Here is a 26,796-nt window from a genome sequence, read left to right as displayed (position 1 = left end):
AAACCCATTCTTGGCGCCTTGCCTGCCCAGGGAGAGAGGCGATGTATTTCCGCATAGCTCTGGCTTGTCTCGTCGCGACCGGATTGAGCCCTCGCGCGTTCGCCCAGGCACAAGCGCCTCAGCCCCCTCCCGCAGCTGCAGCCACGGCAACCGCCATGCCCAGCGAGCAGCTGCTGAGCCAGGCGCAGCTCGACGCGCTCGTCGCCCCGATAGCGCTTTATCCCGACGTGCTGGTGGCCCAGATCCTGATGGCCTCGACCTATCCGCTCGAAGTGATTCAAGCCGAGCGATGGGTCGCCGCCAACAAGCAGCTCAAGGGGGATAAGCTCACCGCAGCGGCCGAGCAGCAACCCTGGGACAGCAGCGTCAAGGCGCTCGTCGCGACGCCCGAGGTACTCGAAAGGCTGAGCAAGAATCTCGACTGGACCCAAAAGCTCGGCGACGCTGTCCTGGCTCAGCAGGCTGATCTGATGGATGGCATCCAGCGCCTGCGCGCCCGCGCGCATGAAGGCAAGAAGCTGTCCTCCGGCTCGCAGCAGACGGTGGTGGTCCGTCAGGAGAACGACAAACAGATCATCGCGATCGAGCCGACGGCCCCCGAGACGATCTACGTGCCGCAATACGATCCGGCTGTCGTTTACGGCACATGGCCCTATACGGACACGCAACCCTATTACTTTCCGGCTCCCGGCTACATTGCCACCGGTGTGATCGCGACGGGACTTGCCTTCGGCGCCGCGTACGCCCTGGGCCGCTGGGCCTGGAACGGCAATTACTGGGGCGGGAACATCAACTGGAACAACAACAACATCAATATCGACCGCAACCGGGTGACCCATTGGCAGCACAATCCGCAGCATCGCCATGGCGTCCAGTATCGCAACAACGCCGTCCAGCAGCGCTTCGGCAACAACAATATCCGCGCGGGCAGCGAGGGGCGGATGGACTTCCGTGGCCGTGGCGGCGACCAGGTCCTGCGGCCCGGCGGTGGTGACCGCGGCCCTGGCGACATCGGGTCCCGCCCGCGTCCCGAGCAGCGCCCGGGCGCCGGCGCCAATGTCGGCGACCGGCGAGCCGGCGACCGTGCCGGTCCCGGCCAGTCGCGTCCTGGCGGCGGCGCAGCCGGCCGACCGGCGCAGCGCCCGTCCGCCGCGCGCGCCGCCCAACCCGCCCGTGACGGCGCCTTCGGCAATGTTCAGTCCGGCCGCGCCGCGAACCTGCAATCGCAGCGTGGACGGGCGAGCTATGCCAATTCCGGTGCTGCGCGCGGCATGGCCGGCCCCAGGCCATCGGCCCCACGCGGCGGCTTCAGCGGCGGCGGAGCCCGCATGGGCGGCGGACATATGGGCGGAGGAGCGCGCATGGGCGGCGGCGCAAGGGCAGGCGGCGGAGCGCGGGGAGGGGGACGCCGGTCCGACCTCGCGCTGAAAACCGATATCGAGCTGCTGGGCCGGTTTGCGAACGGGATCGGCCTGTACCGCTTCGCCTATCATGGTTCCGACAAGGCCTATGTCGGCGTCATCGCCCAGGAGGTCCAAAGCGTGGCGCCGCAAGCGGTGTGGCGCGGGGCGGACGGCTATCTGCGCGTCGACTATCGCCGGATCGGGGTCCGGTTTCAGACATTCGAGACATGGCGGGCGTCAGGCGCTCCTCTGCCAGCCGCGACGACATCGCACTGATCGCAGGCTGTCGGGACGGACTCATGAACGAAGGACGGAGGCGATCACATGCCGAGGTTTGCAGCCCGCTCCGCCAGGCGCCTCATATGCTCGACGCTGGCAAGCCTTCTCGCCTCGATCGCAACCGTCGAGGCGCAGGAGCTCTTCAAGACGCCCGAAGACGCAGCCTCCGCGCTGGTCGCCGCCGCGCGCGACAGCAATCTGCGGCGCCTGTACTCGATTCTCGGAGCCAATGGCCCGAAGATCGTGTCTTCCGGGGACCTTGTGGCGGACGCCGCCGACCGCCAGCGCTTCGCCTCGGCCTATGACAACCGTCACTCGATCAAGGAGCAGGGCAATTCCGCGACGCTCCTCATCGGCCAGGACGAGTTCCCGTTCGCGATCCCGCTGGTGCGCGCCTTCGGCCATTGGAAGTTCGACACGCAAGCGGGATACCGCGAGATCAGGTTGCGGCGGATCGGCCGAAACGAGCTCAATGCGATCCAGACCTGCCTCGCCCTCGTCGACGCGCAGCAGGACTATGCCGCGAAGGACCGCGGCCAGGGCGTCGGCGCCTATGCGCAACGGATCGTCAGTAGCGAAACGGCGAAGGACGGCCTGTACTGGGAAACGGCTCCCGGCGAGGAGGAAAGCCCGCTCGGCAGGCTCGCGGCAGAGGCCGCCAGCGAAGGCTACCGGGCCAGCCAGCGGCCCCAGCCCTTCCATGGCTATTTCTACAAGATTCTCAAGCGCCAGGGGAATGCGGCTCCTGGCGGCGCGATCGACTACGTCGTTGGCGGCAAGATGATCGGCGGCTTCGCGCTGCTTGCCTATCCGGCCGAATACGGCCGGTCCGGAGTGATGAGCTTCATCACCAGCCACGCCGGCACGATCTACCAAAGGGATCTCGGCATGAGCACCGGATACACGGCAGCGCGCATGACCCGCTTCGACCCTGGCAAAGGCTGGAAAGAGATCCCGCCCGCTGACCTCAAGCCGAGCAGCGCCGGCACAGTGGGCAATCGACCCTAACGCTCGATGGCGGCGCGTGCGTATCGCGCTCCTTCATTGGAGGCTCCGGTGATTGGTGGCATTCCGATCTTGGCCGGGCTGGCGGGCTATCAGCGGCGGTGGCTGCGGTTCGACGTCACCGCCGGCCTTGCCGTCGCCGCGGTGGCCATCCCCAGTGCGGTCGCCTATCCGGCTATTGCCGGGCTACCGCCTGAAACCGGTCTCTATGCGAGCATCCTGCCGCTCGTCGGCTACGCTTTGCTCGGCCCCTCGCGCAAACTGATCGTCGGCCCGGATGCCGCGACCATGACCGTCCTTGCCGCGGCGCTGGCGAGCCTGCCGCTGCACGATTCGGCCGAGCGCGTCGGAGCGGCGGCGGCACTGGCATTGCTCGTCGGCCTGTTCTGCCTTGTCGCCAGCAAGCTCAGCCTCGGCGTCGTTGCCGCGTTCCTGTCGCGTCCCATCCTGATCGGCTTCATCAGCGGCATTTCGATCTCGATCCTGGTCGGGCAGATCGGGCGCTTCACCGGCGTGCGGATCGAATCCGACGGTCTGCTGCCACCGATATTGGAGATTGCCCGCAAGGCAGCGCAGATTCACTGGCTCTCGGTCGGTTTCGCTACGGCCATGATCGCGCTTCTCGCACTGCTTGCGCATCTGCGCTCGCCGATCCCCGGTCCCCTGGTGGTGGTCGCAGTCGCAGGGCTGGCATCGGCCCTTTTCGATCTCGAGGGGAAGGGGATGAAGGTCATCGGCAGCCTGCCGGAAACACTCCCGACCTTGAGCTTTCCGAACGTCTCGCACCTGCCGTTCAAGGAGCTTCTCCTCGGCGCCGGAGCGATCTGGTTGGTGGGCGTGAGCTCAGGCCTCGTTGCGGCGCGCAGCTTTGGCGCGCGCGACCGGTTCGACGTCAACGCGAACCGGGAACTCGACGGCATCGGGGCGGCGAATGTCCTCTCCGGCCTGTTCAGCGGCTTTCCGGTGACGGTCAGCGATTCCCGCACCGCGATCAACCTTTCCGCAGGGGGGCGCTCGCAACTCTCGGCGCTGGTGTCCGCCGCAACGCTGACCATACTCCTGCTCTATCTCGGAAATGCGCTGCGCCTGTTGCCGAGCCCGGCCCTTGGGGCGATCCTGGCCTTTGCCGCGCTCAGCCTGATCGACCTGCAGGGGCTTCGCGAAACCTGGCGCATCAGCCGCATGGAATTCGTCTTCGCGATCATCAGCATGTGGGGGGCGATCAGCCTCGGCGTGCTCAGCGGCATCGTTATCGCGATCGCCGGAACCCTGCTCTATGTCCTGCTGCACGAGATGCGTCCTCGCGAAGCCATGCTGGGGCGAATTCCCGGGCGGAGCGGCTTCTACAAGCTGCATCGTTCGAAGGATGCCCGCCCGATACCGGGCATGGTTCTCTACATGGTCCAGGGGAGCGTGCTCTTCTTCAACGCCGACTATGTCAGGTCGCGAATCCAGAGCATCGCGGATCAAGCTCCTCCGGGCACGAAATGGCTGGTCCTCGATGCGAGCGCGATCGCGCGGATCGACTCGACCGGTGCCGTCATGTTCCGGGAATTGTACGGTGTCCTGGCGGAAAAGGGCCTGTTGCTCAGCTTCGCCGAGCTCCATGCCGATCCCCGCGATATTCTCGAACGTGCCGGCGCGCTCGATCCGCGGCGGGCGAATATGATCTTCGAGGATCTCGATGACGCCTGCCGCGCTTTCGACGTCAGGGCGCCGTGACGGATTCAGCAGATTTCAGTCCATCTGCAGGTCGCGCTCGCTGAAGAGCATGTCGGCGCTGACGATCAGCGCCCACAGCGGAAAAATCAGAAAACTCCAGTCCACGACATGGCTGCCGAACAGGATGAAGCCCGCCGCAGCATATCCGGCCAACGCCGTCCAGCGGGCCGTGATCCCGGTGCGCAACAGGATCGTCGAAGCCGTGAGCAGGAAAACGCCAGCCATCTTCACTGCATAAATGCTTGCGAGATTATAGGCGAAAGACCTCGCCCAGATGAAGCTGACCGAGCCGGAGAGCTCGCGCGGCAATGCCGCATGAGCGGTCAGGATCGCTCCAATGGCCGAGGCTGCAGTGAAGAGCAGCGCGACGAAGAGCAATCCGCTGCCAAGAAAGACCGTGGCGAACAGCTTGTGTTCCTGGGCCCCGAGCTTGTCGCGCAACACCCCCATGAACCACAGAAAGGCGATACCGGCGAAAGGAATCAGATTCAGCGCCAGCGTGACTTTCCATGCCGGCGCTCTGAGCCAGTCACCAGGATCGCGCGGGTCCACCCGCAAGGTCTGCAGGATGAGAAAGATCGACGTCAGCAGCAGGAACGAAAACAGAATTCCAGCCACTGCGGCAGCCCGCGGCGTCTTCAGTCCCGCAGGTGCACTCTGTAACGACACGGTGCGCTCCTGTCAGTTCCACGGTCTGCCGGCTCCCGCGCTATGCGACCGCGGTTCGCAACAAGCCGAGCCGTTCGGCACAAGAGACCAGCTCGGCCACGGAGCGGACCTCCATCTTCTCCATCACCTTGTGGCGGTGGGCTTTCACGGTTCGCTCGGTTGTGCCGAGCTCGAAGGCGATTTGCTTGTTCATCTTGCCGCGGACCACGAGATCGAAGACCTCGCGCTCGCGCGGCGTCAGCTGGTTCAGCCGCGCCAGACGCTGCCTTGCCCAGCATTCCTGCTCGCTGACCAGGCGGTGACGTGTGATCACCCGGTCGATGGCCTCGATGAATTCGTCGCGTTCCACCGGCTTCGGCAGGAAATCTTCGGCACCGGCCCTGATTGCGCGGACGGTGGTGCGGATATCGCTGTCTCCCGCCAGAAAGATCACGGGCAGGCTCGTGCCGGCGGCGATCAGGCGATCGCGAAGACCGGGGCCACCGACGCCTGGAATCTGGACGTCGATGACGATGCAGCTGTCGACGCTGCTGTCGGGCAGCCGGCTCAGAATTTCATCCGCGCTGCGATAGGCCTGGATCCGATATCCTGACGCCTCGAGAACCGGGCCGATCGACGCCTGGAACGCCGCATCATTGTCGACGAGATGTACAAGGGCCATCGTATCCCCCTTATTCCTCGCGCTGGTTGGCGGACCCGGAACCGACGCCGCCATCATGGCGCTCGCTTGAGCGAAATCTGCTAATCCGTGCCTGTGCTGCGATCCGCCGTGGTCAGGTCCTGCGGACCACAGCGCTTGTACTTGGCGGCGACGCCGCCATCGGACGCGAAGTATCGATAAAGCATCCCGTCCGCGGCCGGCGCGAGAATAGCCCGGGCCGTGTCGCTGGCGATCGACGTCGTGCAGTGGAGGGTCAGAGTCTGCCGGTCGCCAGTAGCCAGGACCTTGACGATCCGGCACGTCGCAAGCGACGTCGACAGACGCCGGCCGGTGATGATGAAGGCCGGGATGAAGGCATTTGCAGGTCGCTTGAAGCCGATACCATTGCGCGTCGAAGCGAAAACGCTGGCGCAAGCGATATCGCCGTCGAGCCAGGCGCCCTGAAGATCTCGGGTCTGCGACAGGGCATCAGGCACCGGCGCAAACATTGCGATGGGAAGCAGATACAGCGCCGCTCGGCGAAGTCTTGCGATCATGGCCCCCTCCGCGCCGGCTGCGGCATCACCCGCTTGCGATGCGCCTGCGTCGGCGATCCATCTTCTCAATGCGCGTCGGGCCTTTCGCGAAACATCATCGCGCCGCCAAGCCGATCACACATGACCGGCTGTTCCCCCGACTGGTGCGTTACGCAGCAATCAAGGCCGCATCGCCTCTTGCAGGTAGTATCTTACGGTACGCTACGCGGCCGGAGGCGCGCGAGCGATGACAGGCTCGAGCTCGCTGCGACGGGCTATTCTTTCACATCGGCGATGTGCGGCTTCACCGGGAAGCCGGCGAGCGCGGCGGCTCGGAACAGGATGACGCGGTCCCTTGTGTTGAAGTTGCGCTTGTCGAGCTCACCCTCGAAATCGTCGAAGAATGTCGGGCGCAAATTGAGAAACCGCACGCGGCTGTTCTCTGCCTCATCGTGCAGCCCCGCACGCGCAAAAATCAGGGCTGCCACCAGATGGTAGATCGGAAAGCGCCGCAGATCGGCCCCGCGGATCAGCTCGACCGCCCGCTTGTCGTCATTTTGCATATAGGCTGCGAAGGCGAGGATTCCGACATAGTAGTCGGCATGGCCGGGATTGCGCGCCATGGCCTCCTCAAGCAGTGCGGCGCCGCGTTTCCACTCTCCTGCCTGGGCGATCCGGCTGCCGAATTCTCCGAGTAGCTCGGTATCGTTCGGATTGATCGCAAGCGCCTGGTCGCCGACACGAAGCGCCGCGGCGGGGTCCTTGAGCACAAACAGAACCGTCATCAGCGCCTGCAGGGCGCGGACGTTCTGAGGCTCCAAGCGCACAGCAGTCTGCGCCGCCTTACGAGCTCGCTCGACCGGCCCCGGCGAGCCAGGGCGCCGGTTCCGATCGAAGCGGTCCTCATCGAGATAGAGATAGGCCAGCATCGCCCAGCCCGTGGCGTAATCGGGATAGAGCGTCGTCATCCGCTCGAGGCATTCGCGCGTCGGCAGATGCTCGCGTGCATCCAGCGTGGTCCGATAGCGGTAGAAGCGGAACGAGCACTGGTAGGCTTCGGAACCGGGCAGGCGGGTTTCGCGGGAAGAAGCCATCTGTTTGAAGAGGATGCCATAGGGCTGCGCGACAGCTGTCGCGACCTTGGACGCCACGCTCATCTCGATGTCGACGATGCTGCTGGTGCGCAGATCGGCATCATAGGCGTCGGACCAGATGACCGTCGCGGTCGCGCCGTCGAGGACGCGGCTCGTGATTCTGAGCCTGCCGTCGAACATGCGGACGCTGCCTTCCAGCGTAAAGCGGTTGCCGAACTTGCGCCGGATTTCCGGCGCCGACACACCAGCGGGCACCGCGCCGGACGTCTCGCGTCCGAAAACAGTCAACTCCTTGAAATGAACCAGCTGCGCGAGAATCTCTTCGGACAGGCCGGCCGCATAAACGTCCCCTTCGGGATCGCCTGAGAGGTTGATGAACGGCCTGACGATGATGGACGGACCGGCCACGGCTATCCGTTCCTTTTGTATCGTCGATACAATCGGCAGGTCGGATATCCCGACGAAGAGCAAGCCCAGGCCAATCATCAGCGCGATTGAAACACCGGCGAACCAGCGGCACCTCAGCCAGTTGGCAGTGAAGGCGAGGAGCTCTTCACCCCGCGATGAGCCGAGCAAAGGCCGCAGTGGGACCGGCTCCGGCTGGTTCGACGTCAGCTGCAACTTCGCTTGACCTGGATGATCCACTCGCCGGCAGAACCGGGGCGCATAGCCGCCCTTGGGGATCTCGATCAGGATCGGGTCTCGGCCTCCCACCACCAGATAGTAGCGTTCGAGGGCGCGTCTCAATCGGCCGGCTTCGATGCGCACCACAGGGTCATTCTGGATGTCGAAGTTCACACCCCTTCCAAAAACCTCGACAGCTATCGAATAGGCCTTGATGCGGTCCGCATGGCCTGCAAGCGCTTGTTCGACCACATATGACAGGAAGTGCCGCAAGCGTTCAGGGACGCTAAACTCAACATTACCTAAAATACGAGCCAGTTGAGCGCGAACATCTGCTTCACTGGGCCTAAGCACCGGCAAGGTACTTGGCACTCCATTTACGATAAGCTCTGTTCCAAACCGCCCCATGGAACCGACCCCCGGCCGAAAATCCACGGCATTTGCCTTCAATTCGAAGGGTAATGGCGCGTAACATCCCGTTATTTACTCCCCTCCGACGCGCCGCGCCACATAATTGTGGCTCTCACAAGGGGGTGCCTTCCCATGGATCGAGGCATTCTGGCCGCCATCCGGCTTCTGCCGAACCATAAGAAGTCGATCCAGGAATTGATTCTCAGAAACGGGGATTTCCGTACTTTGTGTACGGATCTCGTTGAAGCAGAGGCGGCGCTCGAGCGGTGGGAAAACTCGAAATCACCGAACAAGGAAGCGCATTGCGCTGAATACAGGCTCATCATCATCGGGCTCGAAGCAGAAATACGACAAACGTTTCATGATAAATAGCCTCTGAATCTAGGCTTCAGATGTCGATCTGGAATGTTTTCTGCGTGAGATTCGCGAACGGGAGATTCTCGCCATGTCGAAACGCATCAACTGGATCTTCGCCCTGGCCGTGGTGACGGCAGCATCCGGCTGCGCTCCGTACCCGCTTGTCAGCAGCGAGACCGTGATCGTCGCCGGTATCGGCCCGGTGGAAATCGAGCGCCTTAATGCAAGGGTGGTGTCGGTCAACCGAGCCGATCGCTCTGTCGTCGTCGAGCAAGGCCGCCGCAGATGGCTGGTCAACGTTCCCCCAGTGTTCGGCGATCTGCGCCGGGTTCGTGCGGGGGACATGGTGGAAATCAGCCGGATCGAAGGCGCCGCCGTCGACGTCCGGCGCAGCCGACGCGGTGATCGGCCCGCCATCACCTACACGGAAGCGGTCAGCGGCCCGGTATTCCAAAACTTGCCGGATAAATACGTCGTGCGCACCGTGACCCTGACCGCCCGGTTCGAGAGCTTCGATCCCGCCAGCAGCATCGTGAATTATGACGGCCCTCTCGGCCCACGCTCGCGCACCGTCGTCGATCCCGTGGTAAAGTCGGAACTGCAGACCTTCAGGCGCGGCGACATGGTCGATCTCACCTTCGCTGAGGCATTCTACATCACGCTGAACTGAAACGCGCCGGTGCCGCTGGCGATGACAGGGGCCGCGTCGGAATTGCGATCATCAACAATGAAGGAGACGAGGGCCATGTCGACAGTCAGCGATCCGGCCAAGGCGGGCACCCTCGCCGACGAAAGCTTCATGTCGGCGGATGATCTGCGCTCTTACATGACCGAGTTGGAAATGGCCAAGGCCTCCAAGATGGCGGCGGGCATGGACAAGGCGGAACAGGCACGAAAGAAGCTCGTCGCCTCCCTGCAAGAGGAGATCGCGGTCACGCCGGCCAAGATCGCCGAGATCAAGCAGAGTCTCGCGACGAAAACGCGTGCGGCCGCCGAACGGGGCGAACAGGAGGTCCTGGTCATGCGCTTTCCAAGCGCACTCTGCACGGACAAGGGCAGAGCGATCAACAATATGGAGCCGGATTGGCCAACAACCCTCACAGGCAGGCCTCGGCAGGCCTACGAATTCTGGAAGGAACATTTGCAGCCGGCAAAGTACAAGCTGCGCGCGATGATCATCGACTGGCCGGGGGGGCTACCGGGGGATGTCGCGTTCTTCCTGAGCTGGTCCTGAGAACGGGAGGATTTTGCCATGGAAGTGCCCATCCGCGAACCGTTGAAGCGTAAGCGTTATGAACGGAAACTCCGGGACCTGCACGCCGAGCTGGTGAAGCTCCAGGAATGGGCAAAGCACACGGGTGCCAAGGTCTGCATCGTCTTCGAGGGACGCGACGGTGCTGGAAAGGGCGGCTGCATCAAGGCGCTGACCGAACGCGTCAGCCCCAGAGTCTTCCGCGTGGTCGCGCTACCTCCGCCGACCGAACGCGAAAAATCGCAGATGTATATCCAGCGCTATCTGCCGCATCTGCCGGCGGCCGGCGAGATCGTGATCTTCGATCGCAGCTGGTACAATCGCGCCGGTGTCGAACGGGTGATGGGCTTCTGCTCCGAAGACCAGGTGAGGAATTTTCTCGAGATCGTTCCGAGCGTCGAGAAGGCGATCGTCGGATCCGGTACGATCCTGTTGAAGTACTGGCTTGAGGTCGGGCAGAAGGAGCAGACCAAGCGCATGGAGGAGCGTATCACCGATCCGCGCAAGATCTGGAAGCTCTCGCCGATGGATCTGGAATCCTATTCGCGATGGTACGATTACTCGCGCGCCCGCGACGAGATGTTTCAGAAGACCGATACCGCTTGGGCGCGCTGGTATGCCGTCCACTCCGACGACAAGCGCGCCGCGCGCCTCGACGTGATCTCTCACATCCTGGCGTCGATCCCCTACGAAGCACCGGAGCGGGAGAAGATCAAATTGCCGAAGCGGCAGAAGCCCGGCGGCTATGAGGAGGCGGATTTCGCCCGCAACTGGATACCGCAGGTGGCGTGAGGCCTCGAGTGCCCATCACTGTGGCCGATATCGGCCAGCGCACGCTCGCCGAGGAATACGCGCCGCGTGGAGGAACCTTGCCGGAAATGTCAGCGGAGCTCCCTACACGCAACTCAAACAAGCAATCAGGCTTGAACAATGCCGGCGGGCGCGGGCGTGTCGCAGGAACTGAACGTCGCGCCGCTCCATTGTCCTAGAGGGCTATTGCATTGCCGTCCCAATCGGGCAGCATTTCGATAAACCTGATGTCGGTGATCGGGCGATGCGTATCGAAATCGAGCGGAAGTTCATGGTGACCGGACAGGAATGGCGCGCAGTGGCCAGCCCCGGGCGCTTGCTCCGCCAAGGCTATTTCGTGCCGGCTGGCCGCGCCGCAACCATACGCGTCCGATGCTCGGCCGACGGTGCGTGGTTGGCGATCAAAGGCCCTCGTGAAGGACCTGTGAGACCAGAGTTCGAGTATGAGGTGCCCCTGGCGGATGCAGAAGAGATGCTGCGGACGCTATGCGTCGATCGTACGATTGAGAAGCTGCGCTACAGTATTGAAGCCGACGGCCTGGTTTGGAATGTCGACGAGTTTCGGGGCGCAAACTCCGGGCTGGTTTTCACGGAAGTCGAATTGGAGAGCTCCGATCAACCGGTGAAGCTCCCGTCCTGGGTCGGGGAGGAAATCACTGGGCGCGAGGAGTACAGAAACGCCGTTCTGGCCGAACGGCGCTTCCGGGATTCTCCAGCACTGCCGTAAACCTGCGCCTATCTGCCATAGGAGGGCGTCGCTGTGGGTTCCGATGTCCGTCTTTTCCTATTCCGTCAGTCCGATCGCGACGAGCGATCGCGCCGAATGGCGGTTTCAGCCGACAGTCATCTTTCAGGAATTTTCCAACGAGGATCGCTGCCGGGCTGCAAAATCGAAGTTGGAGGGCAGTTTGAAGGAGGCTGGCGAGAAGCTGAAGAGCGCGCTGAACGACCACCAGTTCGTGGGCCATATCAGTCCGAAGGATATCATCTTCGCCTACAATGTAGAGTGTATTCTGAAGTAGTATGTTAATTTCGGGTTCCGGGCTTCTGATCTCTCGTTGCAGAAATAGGCGCTTAGGCTCGTCGAGATAAAGTGTTTCTTCAATTTTTCGAATCGCGAATTGCCCGATCTTCTTGTTTTATTGCATTTTCTCACGCGAACCGGTGTCCATTTTGCTCGAAAATGCTCTAGGATACAGCCAGCGCTGATATAATCGTGCCGATAACGTCTATTCTTTACGGGAGCATTATTGCGGCGCCTGAGGCGCATGGCCGGACAGGCACTTTCCTGCGCCGATCCTGGTTGCTCTGGCTTTCGTCTACTCGTGGTCGGCTTGAAATAACATTCTCCGAATAATTCTCAAAAAGTGGATACCAGGATGCTCGACTGGATCGTCCGAGTTGTATCACAGCTTTCCGGTACGATGGCGGGGTGGATTATTGCACCCGACGCGCACCGATTCGGGCTCGCCCAGATTGCGTTTGCGATTCTATTGGTGACTTCAGTTGTCGTGCTGGCCGCGGTTTTGCCTCTCACCTGGTCTCGCAAGCGCCCCCAAAAGCACGACCCTTGAGGGTATGCATGCCTAACTCGCAAGAGGGTTTCGGCTGCGGCATGAGCATGTGGCGCAGATGTCCGCTGTTCGGACAAGGTCACTCAAGCCGCTCGAAGCGGGACGTTACAAAACATGTCTTTGCGGCCACGGTGTAAGCGTTGATGGCGACTGCGGAGGCTGCTGACTCCCTATTTGCCCGCGCTCATGATGGACACGGTTCTCGATGAGGTTCGTCTGGACCGGGTTGCGAACTCGTTCGGGTTTAGAGCCTTTCCGCAATTCTTCGAATCGCGAAATTGCTCTAGATCCTTGTTTTATCGCATTTTCTTCACGCGAACCGGTGTCCACTTCGCTCGAAAATGCTCTAGTCCGCCTAAGCTCGTATATCGCCGGTAGGCGTTATAGTCCGTCCTGCATCCACGATCGACCGGCGAGCCCACCACCACGCACGGCGGACAATGAGCACTGTCCATTGCATTGAGCAAGAATTGCTCGCGCTGATCCATGTTGCAGAACTGGCTTTGCCAGGCTCGGCAGGAGCTTCTGCTTTCACGCGACGTGCCAATGGGGGCGGCGCACCGCGGCCGGTTCATCGCACGGAACGGGCAGGGGATCGATATGCCCCCAATCGCCGTGCAGTGATTGCTGAAGCGCGGCCAGCGCGCTTCAGCATGTATGGATTAGAAGGTCTGGCTCACAGCCCGTACTGCCGTCGCATGATGTCAGCCGCTCGCTCGCCGACGATCGCACAGGGTGCCATCGTGTTGCCGGTCGTGACGCGCGGCAGTACCGAACCGTCGGCGATCCGCAGGCCGGTGATCTGATGGACCGAGAGCCGGGCATCCACCACCGACATGTCGTCCGAACCCATCTTCGCCGTGCCGCATTGATGCCAGTAGGTGACCGCCGCATCGCGAATGAACGCGTCGTCCGCCGGCTGATCGACACCGGGGATGCGCTCACCGATGACGAAGGGATGGAAGGCCTCGCTGCTACCGATCTCACGGCAAAGCCTCACACAAGCCCGAGCCGCTTCCAGATCGCGCGGATCAGACAGCATGTTGGCGTCGACGACAGGCGTCTTGCTCGGATCGGCAGAGTTCAGGCGTATCCGACCACGACTATGGGGCTGGGCCAGCCCTGCGAACATCGTCCAGCCATGGGCCGGCACGCCCAGTAGTGCCGTCCGCTCGCTCGGAACCGGGAACTCCACCTGGCAGAACAGCAAATCCGGCTCGGTGAGGTCGGGACGGCTTTTCCAATAGAGTTTCGCCTCGCTGCCACTGTTGCGGGGCGCAAGCGGCTCACGATACTCCCACGTACAGCCGAACGAGACGTGATCTTGCAGATTGCGGCCCACGCCTGGGAGGTGCTGGACGACGGGAATGCCGAGCCAAGCCAGTTCGTCACGATCACCGACGCCGGACAGCATGAGCAGCTTTGTCGTATTGATCGCACCGGTCGAGATCACGATCTCGGTGCTTGCCTTGATCGCTGAGATTGATCCGGCTCGTTCGATCTCCACACCGATAGCGCGGCGCCCCTCGAACAGTATGCGTCGAACGACGGTCTCGGTCAGGATCGTCAGGTTCGGATGATCGGCGATCGGCTGGACATAGGCCCGATACAGGGAATGTCGTCGACCCTCGCGGACCAGCATGTCGGTGTAGGCAACCCCTCCTACGCCTTCCATCAACTCACCATTGGGATGATCGAAACGAGGGATGCCGAGGCCTTCCGCTGCATCCAGCAGAGCGCTGGCGATGGGGCTCGGGTCCTTGGCGGGCTGGACCCAGACCGGCCCGGTCGTGCCGCGATATTTGGGATCCGGCTTGCCCTGCCAGTTCTCGATACGGCGATAAATATCCAGCACTGAGCCGTAGCTCCAGCCGGCGTCGCCCGTCTCGGCCGCGAAGTGGTCCCAGTCGCTGCGGTGGCCGCGGGCCCAGACCATGACGTTCACGCTGGAGCCGCCGCCGAGGCCCTTGCCCATCGACATGGAAAGCGCTCGGCCGTCGAGATGCGGATTGGGCTCGGCCCGGAACCCCCAGTCGCGGTCCGAGCCAAGATTGGTAGGCCACAGGGCGGGGTTGAGGACGGATTCTGCTTCATCATCCGGTCCGGCCTCGATCAGAAGGACGTTACAGGCCGGGTTCTCGGCCAACCGGCGCGCAACCACCGATCCCGACGAACCGGCGCCACAGACGATGAAGTCGTAAATGGTCTTGAGGTTGGCTCTGCGCTCCGCCTGGTTTTCGCGCGCGCGTCGTTCGAAGCCCCCGGCATCGCCGGGGGCGGGCATGTCAGTCATGGTTTGATCTTTCCAGTTCGGCGCTAGGCGCAGGATGCTTCTGGCCGGCTACTTCGCAGCTGCACTGTTCTGGCGAGCGGCTTGGTCGACCACATCGGCGATGACCTTGGGCTGGGTCATGAAGAGCGCATGACTGGCCGAGACCTTCGTGACCTTGGCGCCGATGCGCTTGGCCATGTGATCGAGCATGGCCTGATCGAAGGCCTTGTCCTCGCTGGCGATCACGGCCCAGCTCGGCTTGGTGCGCCAGGCGGCGTTCTTCAGCTTGGTGCCGAAGGCCGACAGGTTGATCGGCACCTGCGAGTCCCGCATGAAAGCGACGTCAGCATCGGAGACATCGTGCGCGAAGCCGGCCTTGAACTTGGCGCGGTCGACGAAGGCGAAGCCGTCCTGGGCCTTGTCGAGGACGAACTCGGTCGCCGGGGCGAATCCTTCGTACTGCTGGGCCGTCGTCTCGCCGGCATCAGGGGAGAGGGCCGAGACATAGACAAGCCCAGTGACCTTGGCATCGACGCCCGCTTCGGTGATGACGGTGCCGCCCCAGGAATGGCCGACGAGGATCGTGGGGCCGTCCTGCCGGTCGAGGGCCCGCTTGGTCGCCGCAACATCGTCTTCGAGCGAGGTCAGCGGGTTCTGCACGATCGTGACGCGGTAGCCGCGAGCCGTCAGCAGGTCATAGACGCCCCGCCATCCCGATCCATCCGCGAACGCGCCGTGAACCAGAACGACATTCTTGGCAGGCTGCGCCGTGCTCGCAGGCTGGGCGAGGGCGGCCTGCGACATGCTGCCGATGGCGGCTGCGGCGAGGAGGGTGTTGCGGATGAACTTGTTCATGACAGTGCTCCTCGGGTTGGGTTATTGCAATAACTGTTATTGCGATAATAGATGTGCCGATTATCGCCATCCTTGTCAACCAGACATTTGTCGCGATATATGTTTTCGAGATCACGGTTCCGTGAGCCGCAACGAAAGGCCTGTCGATGACCGATGCGACCACCGCTCCGCCAGTGCCGCTGGAGGACCAGCTTTGCTTCTCGATCTACTCCGCCGAGATCGCGATCCAGCGGGCCTATAAGCCCTTGCTGGATGGTCTGGGGCTGACCTATCCGCAGTATCTCGTGCTCAACGTCCTCTGGCGCGAAGACGCCCAAACGGTCGGCGGCATCGCTCAACAGCTTGCCTTGGAGTCCAGCACGCTGACGCCGCTACTGAAGAGAATGGAAGCGGCCGGGCTGGTGCGCCGCACTCGCAATCCCGAGAATGAGCGCCAGGTCATCATCGCGCTCACCTCGGAAGGTGACAGCCTTCGCTTTCGCGCGCGCTGCCTGAACGACAATCTGCTCCTGGCCTCGGGACAGACGCCCGGCCAGCTTGCCGAGCTCAATCGCCTCGTCCGGCAGCTCCGAGATGCGATCTACAGCCATACCGGCGTCCCGGAGTTGGCAGCGCCAGAGCCGGTCGCTGCCCCCGCGAACTGACGGCGAGGGCGCCCGGCGCGACAACGTCTTCGTCTAGCGCCTCTGGAAATCGGTCAAATACGAGGAGGTATACCTGCGCGCCTATGCCAGCGTGTCGGAGGCACGCGCCTCGATCGGTCGGTATCTGGCCTTCTACAACGGCAGGAGGCCTCACCAGAGCCTGGCCCGTCAGACACCCGACCAGGCTTACTTCAACGCGCTGCAGCCAATCCCGGTTGCGGCATAACCAGGGCCGAAGCCCACCTAGCGACAGCCCCGAAACTGTTCAGCTCAACCGAGCCAGCTCTTTTTGGGCATGTCTATCCAGATCGCTTAGTCGAAGCACTATGACGGTACTTTTTCTTTTGAGGGCCGCCTTGGCAAACCGCTCGAACCGGCGGAAAATATCGATTGATATCGGCAGACGCCGAATACCCACATCTTTATTTTTCGGCCAATTTCTCAATGAAATCAAAATCGTAGCTTATTGATGACCTCAAGGCCGGGCTGCGCTCGCCATACTAAAAAATCAACTCGTGAAATCAGTACGTTATAGCAATATCTTACAATCGACTGGGGAGTGAGAAGAGCTCTCAGACCCCGAACACCATCGTGCCGCGGCGTTTCATCATCAGATAGAACACCGTCGCGATGCTGCTCATCAGCAGCGACCAGAGCAGGCCGAGCGCCGCGACTTCGCTGAGCTCGCCATTGACGGCACGGTCGAAGATCGCGACCGCGATCGTCTTGGTGTCGGGGCCGGCAAGGATGATCGCGGTCGAGAGATCGCGTGCTGCCCTATCTCTCGGCCCATCGCATCCGCGAAATCTATCTGCGCAGCCCCGCGGAGATCGCCTCGGCCGGGCTCGGCGACAGCTGGGACCAGTTTCGCCGGGCCATGGCGACGATAAGGCGCGCCGGCTACGCCACCAGCCATGGCCGGATCACGCCCTATCTCAGCGGCGTCGCCGTGCCGATCCTGCCGCCCGACGGCTCGCGAGTCGTCGGCAGTCTCGCTCGCACGATACCGACTGCGGCGCTCTCCGCAGAGGCGGAGACGCAAGCGGCTGCCGAACTCACCAAACTCGGGCAGCGCATCGCGGAGCGCTATCTCGCTTTGCTGCGCGCCTGAGGCCGTTCTCGCCACGTGACGCCGGGGCAGGGCAGCGATGGCCCGCGCCGGCGCGTCGCGGATGCCCCTTTGATGTCGAGGCTCGACAGATCATGCCTACCTCACCACCCCGCCTGCTCGAAATCGGCCCGCTGCCGCCGGGGCTGACCAAGGCCGCGCGCGAGCGATTCTCACTCCATCCGCTCTGGCAGGAGGCCGATCCGGCCGGCTTCCTCGCCAGCCATCATGGCGCTTTCGCCGGTGCGGTCACCATGGCGCGCCATGCCTGCACGGCCGAGCTGTTCGCGGCAATTCCCGGCGGAGTGGTCGCTTCGTTTGGCGTCGGCACCGAGAAACTCGATCTGGCGGCGGCGGCCCGCTTCGGCGTCCAGGTCGCGATCACGCCGGATGTCCTCAACGACTGCGTCGCGGATACAGCCTTCGGGCTGATCCTGGCGACGACGCGGCAGCTCGTGAACGCCGACCGCTTCGTGCGCGAAGGCCGCTGGAAGGCCGGCGCCTTTCCGCTGGCGACGCAGGCGACGGGCAAGCGCCTCGGCATCGTCGGCCTCGGCAAGACCGGTCGCGAGATCACGCGCCGCGCCGCCGGTTTCCGTATGGAGATCCGCCATTTCGGGCGGCGCCGGCAGGCTGATGTGCCTTATGGCTTCGTCCGCGACCTGATCGACCTGGCGCGCTGGGCCGATATCCTCGTCCTGTCCTGCAGCGGCGGGCCGGCGACGCACCACCTCGTCTCGGCGGCTGTGCTCGAAGCGCTCGGCCGTGACGGCTTCCTCGTCAACGTCTCGCGTGGCAGCGTCGTTGACCAGGCGGCGCTGGTCGAGGCGCTGAGCGACGGCCGCATCGCCGGCGCGGGCCTCGACGTCTATGCCAACGAGCCGAACGTGCCGGTGGAGCTCATCGAGAATGACAGGGTCGTCCTGCTGCCGCACATCGCCGCGAGCACGCATGAGACGCGGCGCGCCATGGAAGCGCTGGTCATCGCCAATCTGGACGCGTTCTTCACCTCTGGCGCCGTCCTGACCCCACCCGAACCATCAGCCTGAGCAGGTCGCCATGATCATCGAGCACCGGACCTATGTCGTCGAACACGGGCGGACCGAAGAATACCTCGAGCGTTACCGGCAGCTAGGACTGCCGCTGCAGCAGAAATATCTTGGGCGGCTGCTCGGCGTCTTCGTCAGCGAGATCGGGCGGCTGAACGAGGTCCTCTATATCTGGGTCTATGACAGCCTCGCCGATCGCGAGGAGCGGCGGGCGAAGCTCGACGCCGACCCGGCCTGGCACGAGTTCCGCCGTGGCAATCGCGGCACCTTCGTCCAGCAGGACGTCAAGATCATGCGCTACGCCTCGTTCAGCCCGCAGTGATCGTTCCGATCAGCTCGGCCGTGCGCCCCAGAACAGCGGAATGCCGCGCGGCAGATCGGTGATGCTGGTGCGCCGCGCGCTCTGCGTCTTCCACTGGCCGAGCGGGATGAAGGGCACGTCCTGCCAGGCCTTTTCCTGGAGTGCCCGGCAGATCCGCTGGCGCTCGGCGAGGTCCGGCGCATCGAACCAGGCGTCGCGTAGCCGCTCGATCTCCGGCGAGGTCAGCCAGCCCCCCGCCGCCTTGCCGTCGCCGCGCAGGCTGATGCTCACCGCCGGGTTCACCAGATCGTTGCCGGACCAAGTGCCGACGAAGGCGCTCCAGCCACCGCTGTCGACCGGCTGCTGGCTCGTCCGCCGCTGCATCACCGTGCCCCAGTCGGTCGAGACATAGTCGACATTCATGCCGATGCGGGTCAGCAGGTCCTGCGCCACCTGGGCGAGGGCGTGGATCGCATCGATGTTCGAGGCGGCGAGCAGGACGACCCGTTCGCCGCGATAGCCGGCGGCGGCAAGCTCGCGCTTGGCCTTGGCTAGATCGCGCGGGCCGAACAGCCCGGCCATCCCCGCATCGCTCGCCATCGGCGTTCCCGGCGTGAAATAGCCGACCCGGTCGTTCCACATCGCCGGATCATCGCCCGCAATCGCCTGCATGAACGGTGCCTGGTCGACCGCGCCGAGCACGGCGCGCCGGATCGCCGGGTTGTTGAAGGGCGGATGGAGATGGTTGAAGCGGAAGACGCCGACCGAGCCGGCAGGGTCGAGCGTCTCGACGGCGATCTTGCCGTTGCTCTTCAGCAGCGGAATGAGATCGGGAGGCGGCGCTTCCCACCAGTCGATCTCACCCGACTGGAGCGCGCCTGCGGCTGTGCCGGCGTCAGGGATAGTGATCCACTCCACGCGGTCGAAATGCGCGACCTTGGCGCCGGCGACGAAGCTCGGCTTGGCGGGAGCCGGGACATAGCGGTCGAATTTCGCATAGGCCGCGGAGGCGCCGGGCACCCGCTCCGAGGCGAGGAAGCGGAACGGGCCGCTGCCGATCACCTCGCCGATCTGCGTCGTCTGCGGGGTGAGGGCGATCCGCTCCGGCATCATCGCGCACATATAGGGGCTGGCCTTGCCGAGCGCGGCGGGCAGGAGCGGGAAGGGGCGCTTGAGCCGAAATCGGATCTCGCGATCGGTGGCAGCCGAGAGCTCGTCCGTCGCGGCCATGAGCTTCTGGCCGAACGCGTCGGCGCTCGCCCAGCGCCGGATGCTGGCGACGCAATCCTGCGCACGCACCGGCGTCCCGTCATGGAAGAGCAGCCCATCCCGCAGCGTCAGTCGCCACAGCAGGCCGTCATGCTCGACGACATGCCCCGCGACCATCTGCGGCTGCGGCTCGAAGCCGGAGTCCAGCCCGTAGAGGGTGTCGAACACCATGAAGCCGTGGTTCCGGGCGACATAGGCCAGCGTCCAGCCGGGATCGACGAAGCTCAGATCGGCATGGGGAGCAAAGCGCAAGGTGCGAGCGCGGCTGGATTGCGCATGGCCGAGGCGTGGCATGGCGAGGCCCGTGGCGGCGGCGCTCGCCCCGGCGATGAACTGGCGGCGGTGCATGCTCCTGATCTCCCTTCAGTCGATGGTCCCGTGACGTCATGCAAGCGGTGCGGCGGCGCTGCTCTCAGGCGCTGCCATGGACGAGCCTGCCCTCGAACCAGGTGGCCAGGACCTCCGTCTGCGCGATCGCCAGTGGATCGATCGTCATCAGGTCGCGGTCCAGCATGATCATGTCTGCCGACAATCCCGGCGCGAGCCGGCCGGTGCGATCGCCAAGGCGCATCGCTGCTGCCGGGTTGGTCGTGTAGAGCGGCAGGACTTCGGCGACGCTCAGGGCCTGGTCGGGCGCGTGCGCGCCGTCGTGGCGCCCGGTCGGGTCGCGGCGAGTGACGAGGCCGCACATGGCTTCCCAGGGATCGAGGTCCGGCGCGATCGTGCGCCAGTCGGAGGCGGCGACGACGGCAGCGCCGGCGGCGAGGATGTCGCGCACCGGCCAGACCGTCGCATAGCGCTCGGGGCCGACCATCCGCTCATGCGTCAGGCTCGCGGAATTGGGATGCCAGAGCGGCGGACACATGTCGTGGAGGACGTTGAGCTGCGCCAGACGCGGAATGTCGTCTGCGGTGATGAACTGGCCATGGGCGATCTGGTGCTGTGGTCCGCCCGGGCCGTTGCGGCGACGCACCTGCTCGACGGCATCCAGCACCATGCGGATGGCGCGATCGCCGACGGCATGCACCTTCACGCCGATGCCGTCGCGATCGAAATCCGCGATCGCCTCGGTCAGCTCGTCCAGCGTCAACGAGGTCGCGACCGGCGGCTCATCGGGCGCGCTGGCATAGGGGGCGAGCATCGCGGCGGTGCGCAGCGACGGTACGCCATCGAGGAAAATCTTGGCGAAATCGGCGTTCATATGCGGGCCGCAGAGTTCACGCCGCTGCTCGCGCATGAGCCTGGCCTCGTCGGCCGAATAGCCGGAGCAGGTCGGGCTGAGGGCAAGATGGAAGGCAGCCCAGCAGGTCAGGGCGCCGGCATCGTCGAGAGCCCGGTAGAACTCCAGCGCCTCCAGGCTCGCCGAGGCATCGGCGAAGCCGGTGATGCCGAGGCTGTTGAGGTAGCCGATCGAGGCACGCGCCGCTTCGGCCTTTCCGGCTGCCGACAGCTCCGGAATGGCGGCGGTGACGGCCCAGGCTCCGGATTCGACTAATAGCCCGGTCGGTTGGCCTGCAGCGTCCCTGACGATCTCGCCATCGGGCGGATTCGGGGTCGCGGCGTCGATGCCGGCGAGCCGCAAGGCGGCGGAGTTGGCGAAATGGCCATGGCCGCTGAGATGCTGCATGACGACCGGCCGGTTGCCGCTGACCGCATCCAGGGCCGCAAGCGCGCCCGGCTCGCGCATCCGCTGCAAGGCGAGCGCGCCATAGGAGTTGGCGACGACCCAGTCGCGCCCATCGCCGCGCGTGCAGGCGTCGGCGACCTTGCCCAGGATCGTGTCGAAGTCGTCGGCGGTGTCGATCGCCGTCGTGTGGAGACGCGCGATCATGCTCGGGAGCAGGTGGACGTGGAAGTCGATCAGCCCCGGCATCAGCATGCGGCCGCCGAGATCGATGACAGCCGTTCGCTCCCCTCTGAGAGGCTCGATCTCCGCCCGGCTGCCGACTCCGATGATCTTGCCGCCGGCGATGGCGAGGGCCTGGGCGACCGGATTGGCCGCGTCCATGGTGCGGATCACGCCGTTGTGCAGGATCGTTTCGGCTGAAGGGTTGGACATCGGTCTTCCTGGCTCCTGACGACGTTCAACAGGTCGGCTTGCGTAGCGCGGGCTCTCACAAGGTCCGCGCCAGGCGTGGGTCGAGCATGTCGCGCAGGCCATCGCCGATCAGGTTGATGAACAGCACGGTCGCCCCGAGGAACAGGCTCGGATAGAGCACGACCCAGAAGGCGAGCTGCACGACATTGCGCCCCTCCGAGATCACGCTGCCCCAGGTCGGCGTCGTCGGCGGGATGCCGAGGCCGAGGAAGCTGAGATAGGCTTCCGACAGGATGGCGGAGGCGCAGACGAAGCTCGCCTGCACGATCAGCGGCGCGATGGTGTTGGGCAGGACGTGCCTGATCAGCAGGCCGGGAAAACGCACGCCGCTCAGGCGCGCTGCCTCGATATAGGGCTGCTCGCGGATGCTCAGCACGACCGAGCGGACGAGGCGCACGACGCGTGGCACTTCCGGGATCGCGATCGCCACGACGACCGTGGTGATGCTCGGCTTGACGATGGCGACGAGCGCGACGGCGAGCAGGATGCCGGGGATCGCCATCATGCCGTCCATGATCCGCATCAGGACCGCATCCGCGACCCGGTTGAAGCCGGCGACCATGCCGATCGCAAGGCCGAGGCAGACCGACAAGGCGGCGACGCCGATGCCGACCGTGAGCGAGACCCGCCCGCCCCAGATGACGCGGCTGAAGACGTCGCGGCCGAACGGATCGGAGCCGAACAGCCAGGCATCGCTCGGCGGGCGCAGTCGGGCGGCCGGGTTGATCGCAACCGGATTATGCGTCGCGATCAGCGGCGCGAACAGGGCGATCAGGATGATCGCGGCGAGGCCGATGCAGCCGAGGATGAAGAGGGGATAGCGCCGGAGCCAATAGCTCAATGTCTTGGAGCCGGCGCTCTTGCGAGGGGCCTCGATGGCGATGCTCATGGGCTCGTCCTCAATAGCGGATGCGCGGATCGAACAGCGAATAGGACAGGTCGATCAGGAGGTTGATCAGCACGTAGAGCGCCGACAGCACGAGGATGACCCCCTGCAGGATCGGGAAGTCGCGCCTGATGATCGCGTCGATCATCAGGCGCCCCATGCCGGGGATGGCGAAGACGGTCTCGGTGACGACGATGCCGCCGAGCAGCGAGGAGAGCCCGATGCCGACCATGGTGACGATCGGTACGGCGGCGTTCTTCAGCGCATGCACGGCGAGGATGCGCGGCGTCGCCATGCCCTTGGCGCGGGCGGTGCGCATATAGTCCTGGTTCAGCACGTCGAGCACCGTCGCGCGGGTCATCCGCGTCAGCAGGGCGATGTAGATGAAGCTGACGGTCAGGCTCGGCAGCACGATATGCGGGAAGAACTTGGCCGGTCCCGCCGACATCGGCTGGTAGCCCCGGACCGGGAACCATTTCAGCTCGACCGAGAACTTGAAGATCAGCAGATAGCCGATCAGGAAGATCGGCATCGAGAAGGCGATGACCGCGAGCGTCATGATCAGCTGGTCGATCCAGCTGCCGGCTTTCCACGCGGCGACGACGCCGAGCGGGATCGCGACGATCACCGCGAAGGTCATGATCGTCAGGCCGATGATCAGGGTCGGCTCGATCCGCTGCGCGATCAGTTGCGACACCGGCATCTGGTTGAACAGCGATGTTCCGAGATCGCCCTGCAGCACCTGCCAGAGCCAGCCGAGGAACTGCTCGACGATCGGCCGCTCTAGCCCGAGCTGCTCGCGGATGCGGCGCAAATCCTCGGGGGTGGCGAGGTCGCCGCCGATCAGCGCGGCCGGGTCGCCCGGCGTCAGATGCAGCAGCATGAAGACGATGACCGCGACGGTCGCCATCACCGGGATGGTCGCGAGCAGGCGCTTGAGGATATAGGCCAGCATCGATGGCTCCGTTCCAGTGTTTTTGGGGCGGGCCATGCGCTTCGCCGACGTGATGCCGGCGTTGCGGAATGGCGTTGCCGCGGCAGAGAAAGGCGGCGCGCGCCAGGCACGCGCCGCCGGCCGCTCACTTCTTGCTGACGTTCCAGAACAGCGGGATCGGCGAGTCGATCAGGCCTTCGACCGATTTGCGATAGGCGGTGAGCTGCTTGTACTGGCCGGTCAGCCCATAGATCGAGGCGGCGTAGGCCTCCTGCTGGATCTTGTCGGCGATGGCGCCCTGCTCGGCCTCCGGCGCCTTGAGGAAGGCGGCCCGCAATGTCTCGATCGCCTCGTTCTTCGGCCAGCCGATGGAGGCCTTGCCGACGCCTCCGGCACGCAGGGCGTTGTTGAGGAAGGGCACGGAGTAGTTGGTGCTGTCGGCGTATTGCGGGCCGATGTTCCAGCCGCCCTGCGTGATCGGCTCCTGCTTCAGCATCAGTGCGAAGATGGTGGCGCCATCCGTCGCCCGGAGCTCGACATTCATGCCGATCGCCTTGAGGTTGTCGAAGAGCACGACGGTGATCGGGTGCAGGATCGTATCGTCGACGGCGTCGAGCAGCACGACCTTCTCGCCCTTGTAGCCGGAGGCGGCGAGCGTCTTCTTCGCCTCCTCAAGGTTCTTCTTGAACAGCAGCTGCTCGGACGCGAGGTCCCGTCCGAAGCGGGTGCCGCAGAAATAGAAGCTGCGGCAGGGCTCCCAGCTGCGCTTGTCGTCGCTGAGGACGCGCAGATATTCGCCCTGCTCGATCGTCTGCAGCACGGCGCGCCGGACCTTCTCATTGTCGAAGGGCGGATGGATATGGTTGAAGCGGATCATCGTCTGCATGCCGAAGGGATCGACGGCGCGGACGGTGATGTCCTTCTCCTTTTGCAGCGTGGGTAGAAGATCGGACGGCGGATGCTCGAGCCAGTCGACCTCGCCGGCCATCAACGCGGCGGCCGCGGTGGCGCCGCTGGGGATGAACACCCACTCCATGCGCTCGACATTGACGACCTTGCCGCCGGCCATGAAGTCCGACGGCTCGGAGCGGGGCTGGTAACCCTTGAATCTCTTGTAGACCGCCTTGTCGCCCGGCATCCATTCGTCACGCGCGAACATGAAGGGGCCGGAGCCGATCACCTCCTTGATCTGCTCGAAGCCGCTGGTCTTGGCGATGCGCTCGGGCATCATGAACGGCACCGGCGAGCCGGTCTTGGCCAGCGCTGAGAGCACATGGCCGAACGGCTCCTTCAGCACGATCTCGAGGCTGTCTGCTCCGGTCGCCTTGATCTCGCCGGCGGCGGCGATCAGCGCCTGGCCGATGGAGTCGCGCTGGCCCCAGCGCTTGATCGAAGCGACGCAGTCGGCAGCGGTGACCGGCGTGCCGTCATGCCAGCTCAGGCCCGGCCGCAGCTTGAAGGCATAGCGCAGCTTGTCGTCCGAAACTGTCCAGGTATCAACCATTTGTGGCTTGACCTGGAATTTCGAGTCGAAGGCGAACAGCGTATCGTACACGAGATAGCCGTGGTTGCGGCTGTTGTATTCCAGCGACCAGATCGGGTCGATGACGCGCAGATCGGTCGCCGCCGCGAAACGGAAGGTGTCCTTCTCCTGCGCGGCGACGAGCGTCGCCATGCTGGCCGCGACCACGACGCCAGCGGCGCCCATGGCACGCGCAAAACTTGTCCGGATGTTCATTGTCTGAGCTCCTCACCTGAACGAGATCACGGGTCGCGCGCTCTGCGGCGTTTGATCGACCGGTGTCGGTGAGGAAGGCTCGATATAACGAGGATTGAGACCCTCGCTATCGCCAACCGCCTGATCTTTGAAGCCTGAGGCCATGCCTCGGGAATGTCAAGCATTCTCCGATAGTTGCGACAATCCGGAGCCGACACCTTGCGGTAGAAAAAGCTGGCCCTCCACAGCCTCCAGTCCGGTGAAGGGATCATCGAGCAGATGATCGAACTCGGCGAACTCGACGGGGTAGTGGAAGGAGGGCAGCGCTGCGGCCAGATGCAGGCATTGCGCCGCGATCAGACGCGGCCCATAGGCGGTGCCGACCCGGTACGCGCGCCCGGCCGCCTCGCAGATCTGCGCGGCGATGAAGACCTTGCCGAGCCCGCCGAGGACCGAGCTCTTCAGGTTGAAGCTGTCGCAGGCGCCCTCCGCGATCAGTGTGACGATATCGCGCAACGAGCGGATGGCTTCATCGGCCTCGATGGCGATCGGGCTGCGCTGCGAGACGAAGGCGAGGCCGGCAATGTCTGCGGCAGGGACCGGTTGCTCGACGAGGTCGACGCCATGGCGGGCGATGCGCTCGATCATGCGCAGCCCGGCTTTCGGCGTGTAGCTCTGGTTGGCGTCGGCTGAGATCCTGACTGCAGGTCCGACGCTTTCGCGCACGGCCTTGACGCGCGCCTCGGCGAGATCGGCATCGCCATCGACCTTCACCTTGAGACAGCGATAGCCGAGCCCGGCGAGCCTGATGGCATCGGCGGCCATGCCCTGCGGGTCCTTCAGCGGCAGGATGCGCTGGAGCTCGACGCTGGTTCGCCGCGCGCCGCCGAACAACACATGAAGCGGCACGCGCAGGGTCCGCGCCGCCAATTCATGGAGCGCGCTGTCGAGGCCGGCCTTGACCGCTTCGTGTCCGGACAGGACCTTGTCGAGGCGGTCCCGCGTCTGGGCATAGTGCAGCGGATCGGCGCCGAGCAGGACAGGGCGCAGCACCTCGATCGCAGCCTCCGAGCCGGCGAGATCGTCGGCATAGAAGGCCATCGCCTCGACATGCCCTTCACCGACGGCGCCTGAAGCGGCGCGCAGCGTCACGATCAGCCCGTCGAGGCGCGGAATGCCGCCGAGCGCAAAGCGCCAGGCCGGGTCCTGCTGCGGCTGGACGCAGCGCCTGACTTCGACGGCGACGATCCGGTCGGCCTCGGCGGAAGGGGTAGCCATGATCGAGGT

Annotated in this window: 26 protein-coding genes and 1 pseudogene; 15 read left to right on the top strand and 12 right to left on the bottom strand. The window is 64.3% G+C overall.

Annotated features, from left to right (window positions below; genetic code table 11):
• Window positions 1-155: 155 nt before the first annotated feature.
• Genes BMZ69_RS02630 through BMZ69_RS02620 form a run of 3 tightly spaced genes read left to right on the top strand, consistent with a single transcriptional unit; the run spans window position 156 to window position 4,409 of the window.
• Window positions 156-1,679, top strand: coding sequence for a DUF3300 domain-containing protein (locus BMZ69_RS02630; protein ID WP_244543171.1), 1,524 nt, complete (start codon window positions 156-158; stop codon window positions 1,677-1,679).
• A gap of 48 nt (window positions 1,680-1,727) precedes the next feature.
• Window positions 1,728-2,690: a DUF2950 domain-containing protein gene (locus tag BMZ69_RS02625; RefSeq protein ID WP_092154478.1), complete on the top strand. Its 963-nt coding sequence runs from the start codon at window positions 1,728-1,730 to the stop codon at window positions 2,688-2,690.
• Between the two features lie 48 nt (window positions 2,691-2,738).
• Window positions 2,739-4,409 (top strand): SulP family inorganic anion transporter, encoded by a 1,671-nt coding sequence (locus BMZ69_RS02620; protein ID WP_348272444.1) that lies wholly within the window; start codon window positions 2,739-2,741, stop codon window positions 4,407-4,409.
• 15 nt (window positions 4,410-4,424) lie between these two features.
• Here BMZ69_RS02620 and BMZ69_RS02615 read toward each other — a convergent pair whose 3' ends face one another.
• From BMZ69_RS02615 to BMZ69_RS02600, 4 genes are all read right to left on the bottom strand, one after another.
• On the bottom strand, window positions 4,425-5,078 hold the full coding sequence (locus BMZ69_RS02615) for a hypothetical protein (protein ID WP_092154474.1): 654 nt from the start codon (window positions 5,076-5,078) through the stop codon (window positions 4,425-4,427).
• 40 nt (window positions 5,079-5,118) lie between these two features.
• Window positions 5,119-5,793 carry a response regulator transcription factor gene (locus BMZ69_RS02610; RefSeq protein ID WP_244543170.1) on the bottom strand — a complete coding sequence of 225 codons (675 nt, stop codon included), beginning with the start codon at window positions 5,791-5,793 and terminating at the stop codon, window positions 5,119-5,121.
• 26 nt (window positions 5,794-5,819) lie between these two features.
• A complete protein-coding gene (locus tag BMZ69_RS02605) occupies window positions 5,820-6,275 on the bottom strand; it encodes a hypothetical protein (RefSeq protein ID WP_092154470.1) in 456 nt (151 codons plus the stop codon).
• A gap of 254 nt (window positions 6,276-6,529) precedes the next feature.
• The gene (locus tag BMZ69_RS02600) at window positions 6,530-8,326 is read right to left on the bottom strand and encodes an adenylate cyclase (protein ID WP_244543182.1); all 1,797 of its coding nucleotides are present in this window, start codon (window positions 8,324-8,326) and stop codon (window positions 6,530-6,532) included.
• Window positions 8,327-8,515: 189 nt separating this feature from the next.
• Between BMZ69_RS02600 and BMZ69_RS30980 the strand changes: the two genes are divergently transcribed.
• From BMZ69_RS30980 to BMZ69_RS02570, 7 genes are all read left to right on the top strand, one after another.
• Complete coding sequence (locus BMZ69_RS30980; protein ID WP_139218956.1) at window positions 8,516-8,755, top strand: hypothetical protein; 240 nt, start codon at window positions 8,516-8,518, stop codon at window positions 8,753-8,755.
• A gap of 73 nt (window positions 8,756-8,828) precedes the next feature.
• Window positions 8,829-9,410 carry a hypothetical protein gene (locus tag BMZ69_RS02595; RefSeq protein ID WP_092154466.1) on the top strand — a complete coding sequence of 194 codons (582 nt, stop codon included), beginning with the start codon at window positions 8,829-8,831 and terminating at the stop codon, window positions 9,408-9,410.
• Window positions 9,411-9,485: 75 nt separating this feature from the next.
• The gene (locus tag BMZ69_RS02590; protein ID WP_092154656.1) at window positions 9,486-9,974 is read left to right on the top strand and encodes a hypothetical protein; all 489 of its coding nucleotides are present in this window, start codon (window positions 9,486-9,488) and stop codon (window positions 9,972-9,974) included.
• 18 nt (window positions 9,975-9,992) lie between these two features.
• Window positions 9,993-10,784, top strand: coding sequence for a polyphosphate kinase 2 (gene ppk2 / locus BMZ69_RS02585; protein ID WP_092154464.1), 792 nt, complete (start codon window positions 9,993-9,995; stop codon window positions 10,782-10,784).
• A 262-nt stretch (window positions 10,785-11,046) separates the two neighbouring features.
• Window positions 11,047-11,529 (top strand): CYTH domain-containing protein, encoded by a 483-nt coding sequence (locus BMZ69_RS02580; protein ID WP_092154462.1) that lies wholly within the window; start codon window positions 11,047-11,049, stop codon window positions 11,527-11,529.
• Between the two features lie 43 nt (window positions 11,530-11,572).
• The gene (locus tag BMZ69_RS02575; protein ID WP_244543169.1) at window positions 11,573-11,824 is read left to right on the top strand and encodes a hypothetical protein; all 252 of its coding nucleotides are present in this window, start codon (window positions 11,573-11,575) and stop codon (window positions 11,822-11,824) included.
• Window positions 11,825-12,181: 357 nt separating this feature from the next.
• Window positions 12,182-12,376 (top strand): hypothetical protein, encoded by a 195-nt coding sequence (locus BMZ69_RS02570; RefSeq protein WP_092154458.1) that lies wholly within the window; start codon window positions 12,182-12,184, stop codon window positions 12,374-12,376.
• Between the two features lie 676 nt (window positions 12,377-13,052).
• Here BMZ69_RS02570 and BMZ69_RS02565 read toward each other — a convergent pair.
• The gene (locus BMZ69_RS02565; protein ID WP_092154456.1) at window positions 13,053-14,669 is read right to left on the bottom strand and encodes a GMC family oxidoreductase; all 1,617 of its coding nucleotides are present in this window, start codon (window positions 14,667-14,669) and stop codon (window positions 13,053-13,055) included.
• Between the two features lie 48 nt (window positions 14,670-14,717).
• Complete coding sequence (locus tag BMZ69_RS02560) at window positions 14,718-15,452, bottom strand: alpha/beta fold hydrolase (protein WP_244543181.1); 735 nt, start codon at window positions 15,450-15,452, stop codon at window positions 14,718-14,720.
• 197 nt (window positions 15,453-15,649) lie between these two features.
• On the opposite strand from BMZ69_RS02560, the gene BMZ69_RS02555 reads away from it, so the two are divergent.
• The 5 genes and pseudogenes from BMZ69_RS02555 (at window position 15,650) to BMZ69_RS02535 (ending at window position 18,626) form a co-directional block, all read left to right on the top strand.
• On the top strand, window positions 15,650-16,147 hold the full coding sequence (locus BMZ69_RS02555; protein ID WP_092154452.1) for a MarR family winged helix-turn-helix transcriptional regulator: 498 nt from the start codon (window positions 15,650-15,652) through the stop codon (window positions 16,145-16,147).
• Window positions 16,146-16,373, top strand: a pseudogene (locus tag BMZ69_RS02550) (integrase core domain-containing protein); the annotation flags it as partial. The gene BMZ69_RS02555 and the pseudogene BMZ69_RS02550, both read left to right, overlap by 2 nt.
• 543 nt (window positions 16,374-16,916) lie before the next feature.
• Window positions 16,917-17,258 carry an IclR family transcriptional regulator gene (locus BMZ69_RS02545; protein ID WP_092154450.1) on the top strand — a complete coding sequence of 114 codons (342 nt, stop codon included), beginning with the start codon at window positions 16,917-16,919 and terminating at the stop codon, window positions 17,256-17,258.
• A gap of 92 nt (window positions 17,259-17,350) precedes the next feature.
• On the top strand, window positions 17,351-18,304 hold the full coding sequence (locus BMZ69_RS02540; RefSeq protein WP_092154448.1) for a 2-hydroxyacid dehydrogenase: 954 nt from the start codon (window positions 17,351-17,353) through the stop codon (window positions 18,302-18,304).
• A gap of 10 nt (window positions 18,305-18,314) precedes the next feature.
• Window positions 18,315-18,626: an NIPSNAP family protein gene (locus tag BMZ69_RS02535; protein ID WP_092154446.1), complete on the top strand. Its 312-nt coding sequence runs from the start codon at window positions 18,315-18,317 to the stop codon at window positions 18,624-18,626.
• 9 nt (window positions 18,627-18,635) lie between these two features.
• Here the strand turns inward: BMZ69_RS02535 and BMZ69_RS02530 are convergent, their stop codons facing one another.
• The 6 genes from BMZ69_RS02530 to BMZ69_RS02505 form a co-directional block, all read right to left on the bottom strand.
• Window positions 18,636-20,222, bottom strand: a complete 1,587-nt coding sequence (locus tag BMZ69_RS02530) for an ABC transporter substrate-binding protein (RefSeq protein ID WP_092154444.1) — start codon at window positions 20,220-20,222, stop codon at window positions 18,636-18,638.
• Window positions 20,223-20,286: 64 nt separating this feature from the next.
• A complete protein-coding gene (locus BMZ69_RS02525; protein ID WP_175506636.1) occupies window positions 20,287-21,933 on the bottom strand; it encodes an amidohydrolase in 1,647 nt (548 codons plus the stop codon).
• A 55-nt stretch (window positions 21,934-21,988) separates the two neighbouring features.
• Complete coding sequence (locus BMZ69_RS02520) at window positions 21,989-22,861, bottom strand: ABC transporter permease (protein ID WP_092154440.1); 873 nt, start codon at window positions 22,859-22,861, stop codon at window positions 21,989-21,991.
• Between the two features lie 10 nt (window positions 22,862-22,871).
• Complete coding sequence (locus BMZ69_RS02515; protein WP_092154438.1) at window positions 22,872-23,813, bottom strand: ABC transporter permease; 942 nt, start codon at window positions 23,811-23,813, stop codon at window positions 22,872-22,874.
• 124 nt (window positions 23,814-23,937) lie between these two features.
• Window positions 23,938-25,530, bottom strand: a complete 1,593-nt coding sequence (locus BMZ69_RS02510) for an ABC transporter substrate-binding protein (RefSeq protein WP_092154436.1) — start codon at window positions 25,528-25,530, stop codon at window positions 23,938-23,940.
• A 156-nt stretch (window positions 25,531-25,686) separates the two neighbouring features.
• Window positions 25,687-26,787, bottom strand: a complete 1,101-nt coding sequence (locus BMZ69_RS02505; protein WP_092154434.1) for a mandelate racemase/muconate lactonizing enzyme family protein — start codon at window positions 26,785-26,787, stop codon at window positions 25,687-25,689.
• Window positions 26,788-26,796: the final 9 nt, after the last annotated feature.

The organism is Allobosea sp. CRIB-10, assembly GCF_900112185.1.
GTDB lineage: Bacteria > Pseudomonadota > Alphaproteobacteria > Rhizobiales > Beijerinckiaceae > Allobosea.
This window is presented reverse-complemented; position numbering and strand designations above follow the sequence as displayed.

What these genes read in the sequence shown, in the direction of transcription:
- BMZ69_RS02580 (WP_092154462.1), top strand. Translation starts at nt 11,047, where the DNA reads ATGCGTATCGAAATCGAGCGGAAGTTCATGGTGACCGGACAGGAATGG.
- BMZ69_RS02575 (WP_244543169.1), top strand. Translation starts at nt 11,573, where the DNA reads ATGTCCGTCTTTTCCTATTCCGTCAGTCCGATCGCGACGAGCGATCGC.
- BMZ69_RS02605 (WP_092154470.1), bottom strand. Translation starts at nt 6,275, where the DNA reads ATGATCGCAAGACTTCGCCGAGCGGCGCTGTATCTGCTTCCCATCGCA.
- BMZ69_RS02535 (WP_092154446.1), top strand. Translation starts at nt 18,315, where the DNA reads ATGATCATCGAGCACCGGACCTATGTCGTCGAACACGGGCGGACCGAA.
- BMZ69_RS30980 (WP_139218956.1), top strand. Translation starts at nt 8,516, where the DNA reads ATGGATCGAGGCATTCTGGCCGCCATCCGGCTTCTGCCGAACCATAAG.
- BMZ69_RS02595 (WP_092154466.1), top strand. Translation starts at nt 8,829, where the DNA reads ATGTCGAAACGCATCAACTGGATCTTCGCCCTGGCCGTGGTGACGGCA.
- BMZ69_RS02525 (WP_175506636.1), bottom strand. Translation starts at nt 21,933, where the DNA reads ATGTCCAACCCTTCAGCCGAAACGATCCTGCACAACGGCGTGATCCGC.
- BMZ69_RS02570 (WP_092154458.1), top strand. Translation starts at nt 12,182, where the DNA reads ATGCTCGACTGGATCGTCCGAGTTGTATCACAGCTTTCCGGTACGATG.
- BMZ69_RS02510 (WP_092154436.1), bottom strand. Translation starts at nt 25,530, where the DNA reads ATGAACATCCGGACAAGTTTTGCGCGTGCCATGGGCGCCGCTGGCGTC.
- BMZ69_RS02555 (WP_092154452.1), top strand. Translation starts at nt 15,650, where the DNA reads ATGACCGATGCGACCACCGCTCCGCCAGTGCCGCTGGAGGACCAGCTT.
- BMZ69_RS02630 (WP_244543171.1), top strand. Translation starts at nt 156, where the DNA reads ATGCCCAGCGAGCAGCTGCTGAGCCAGGCGCAGCTCGACGCGCTCGTC.
- BMZ69_RS02530 (WP_092154444.1), bottom strand. Translation starts at nt 20,222, where the DNA reads ATGCACCGCCGCCAGTTCATCGCCGGGGCGAGCGCCGCCGCCACGGGC.
- BMZ69_RS02590 (WP_092154656.1), top strand. Translation starts at nt 9,486, where the DNA reads ATGTCGACAGTCAGCGATCCGGCCAAGGCGGGCACCCTCGCCGACGAA.
- BMZ69_RS02625 (WP_092154478.1), top strand. Translation starts at nt 1,728, where the DNA reads ATGCCGAGGTTTGCAGCCCGCTCCGCCAGGCGCCTCATATGCTCGACG.
- BMZ69_RS02520 (WP_092154440.1), bottom strand. Translation starts at nt 22,861, where the DNA reads ATGAGCATCGCCATCGAGGCCCCTCGCAAGAGCGCCGGCTCCAAGACA.
- BMZ69_RS02560 (WP_244543181.1), bottom strand. Translation starts at nt 15,452, where the DNA reads ATGTCGCAGGCCGCCCTCGCCCAGCCTGCGAGCACGGCGCAGCCTGCC.
- BMZ69_RS02610 (WP_244543170.1), bottom strand. Translation starts at nt 5,793, where the DNA reads ATGGCGGCGTCGGTTCCGGGTCCGCCAACCAGCGCGAGGAATAAGGGG.
- BMZ69_RS02505 (WP_092154434.1), bottom strand. Translation starts at nt 26,787, where the DNA reads ATGGCTACCCCTTCCGCCGAGGCCGACCGGATCGTCGCCGTCGAAGTC.
- BMZ69_RS02540 (WP_092154448.1), top strand. Translation starts at nt 17,351, where the DNA reads ATGCCTACCTCACCACCCCGCCTGCTCGAAATCGGCCCGCTGCCGCCG.
- BMZ69_RS02565 (WP_092154456.1), bottom strand. Translation starts at nt 14,669, where the DNA reads ATGACTGACATGCCCGCCCCCGGCGATGCCGGGGGCTTCGAACGACGC.
- BMZ69_RS02515 (WP_092154438.1), bottom strand. Translation starts at nt 23,813, where the DNA reads ATGCTGGCCTATATCCTCAAGCGCCTGCTCGCGACCATCCCGGTGATG.
- ppk2 (WP_092154464.1), top strand. Translation starts at nt 9,993, where the DNA reads ATGGAAGTGCCCATCCGCGAACCGTTGAAGCGTAAGCGTTATGAACGG.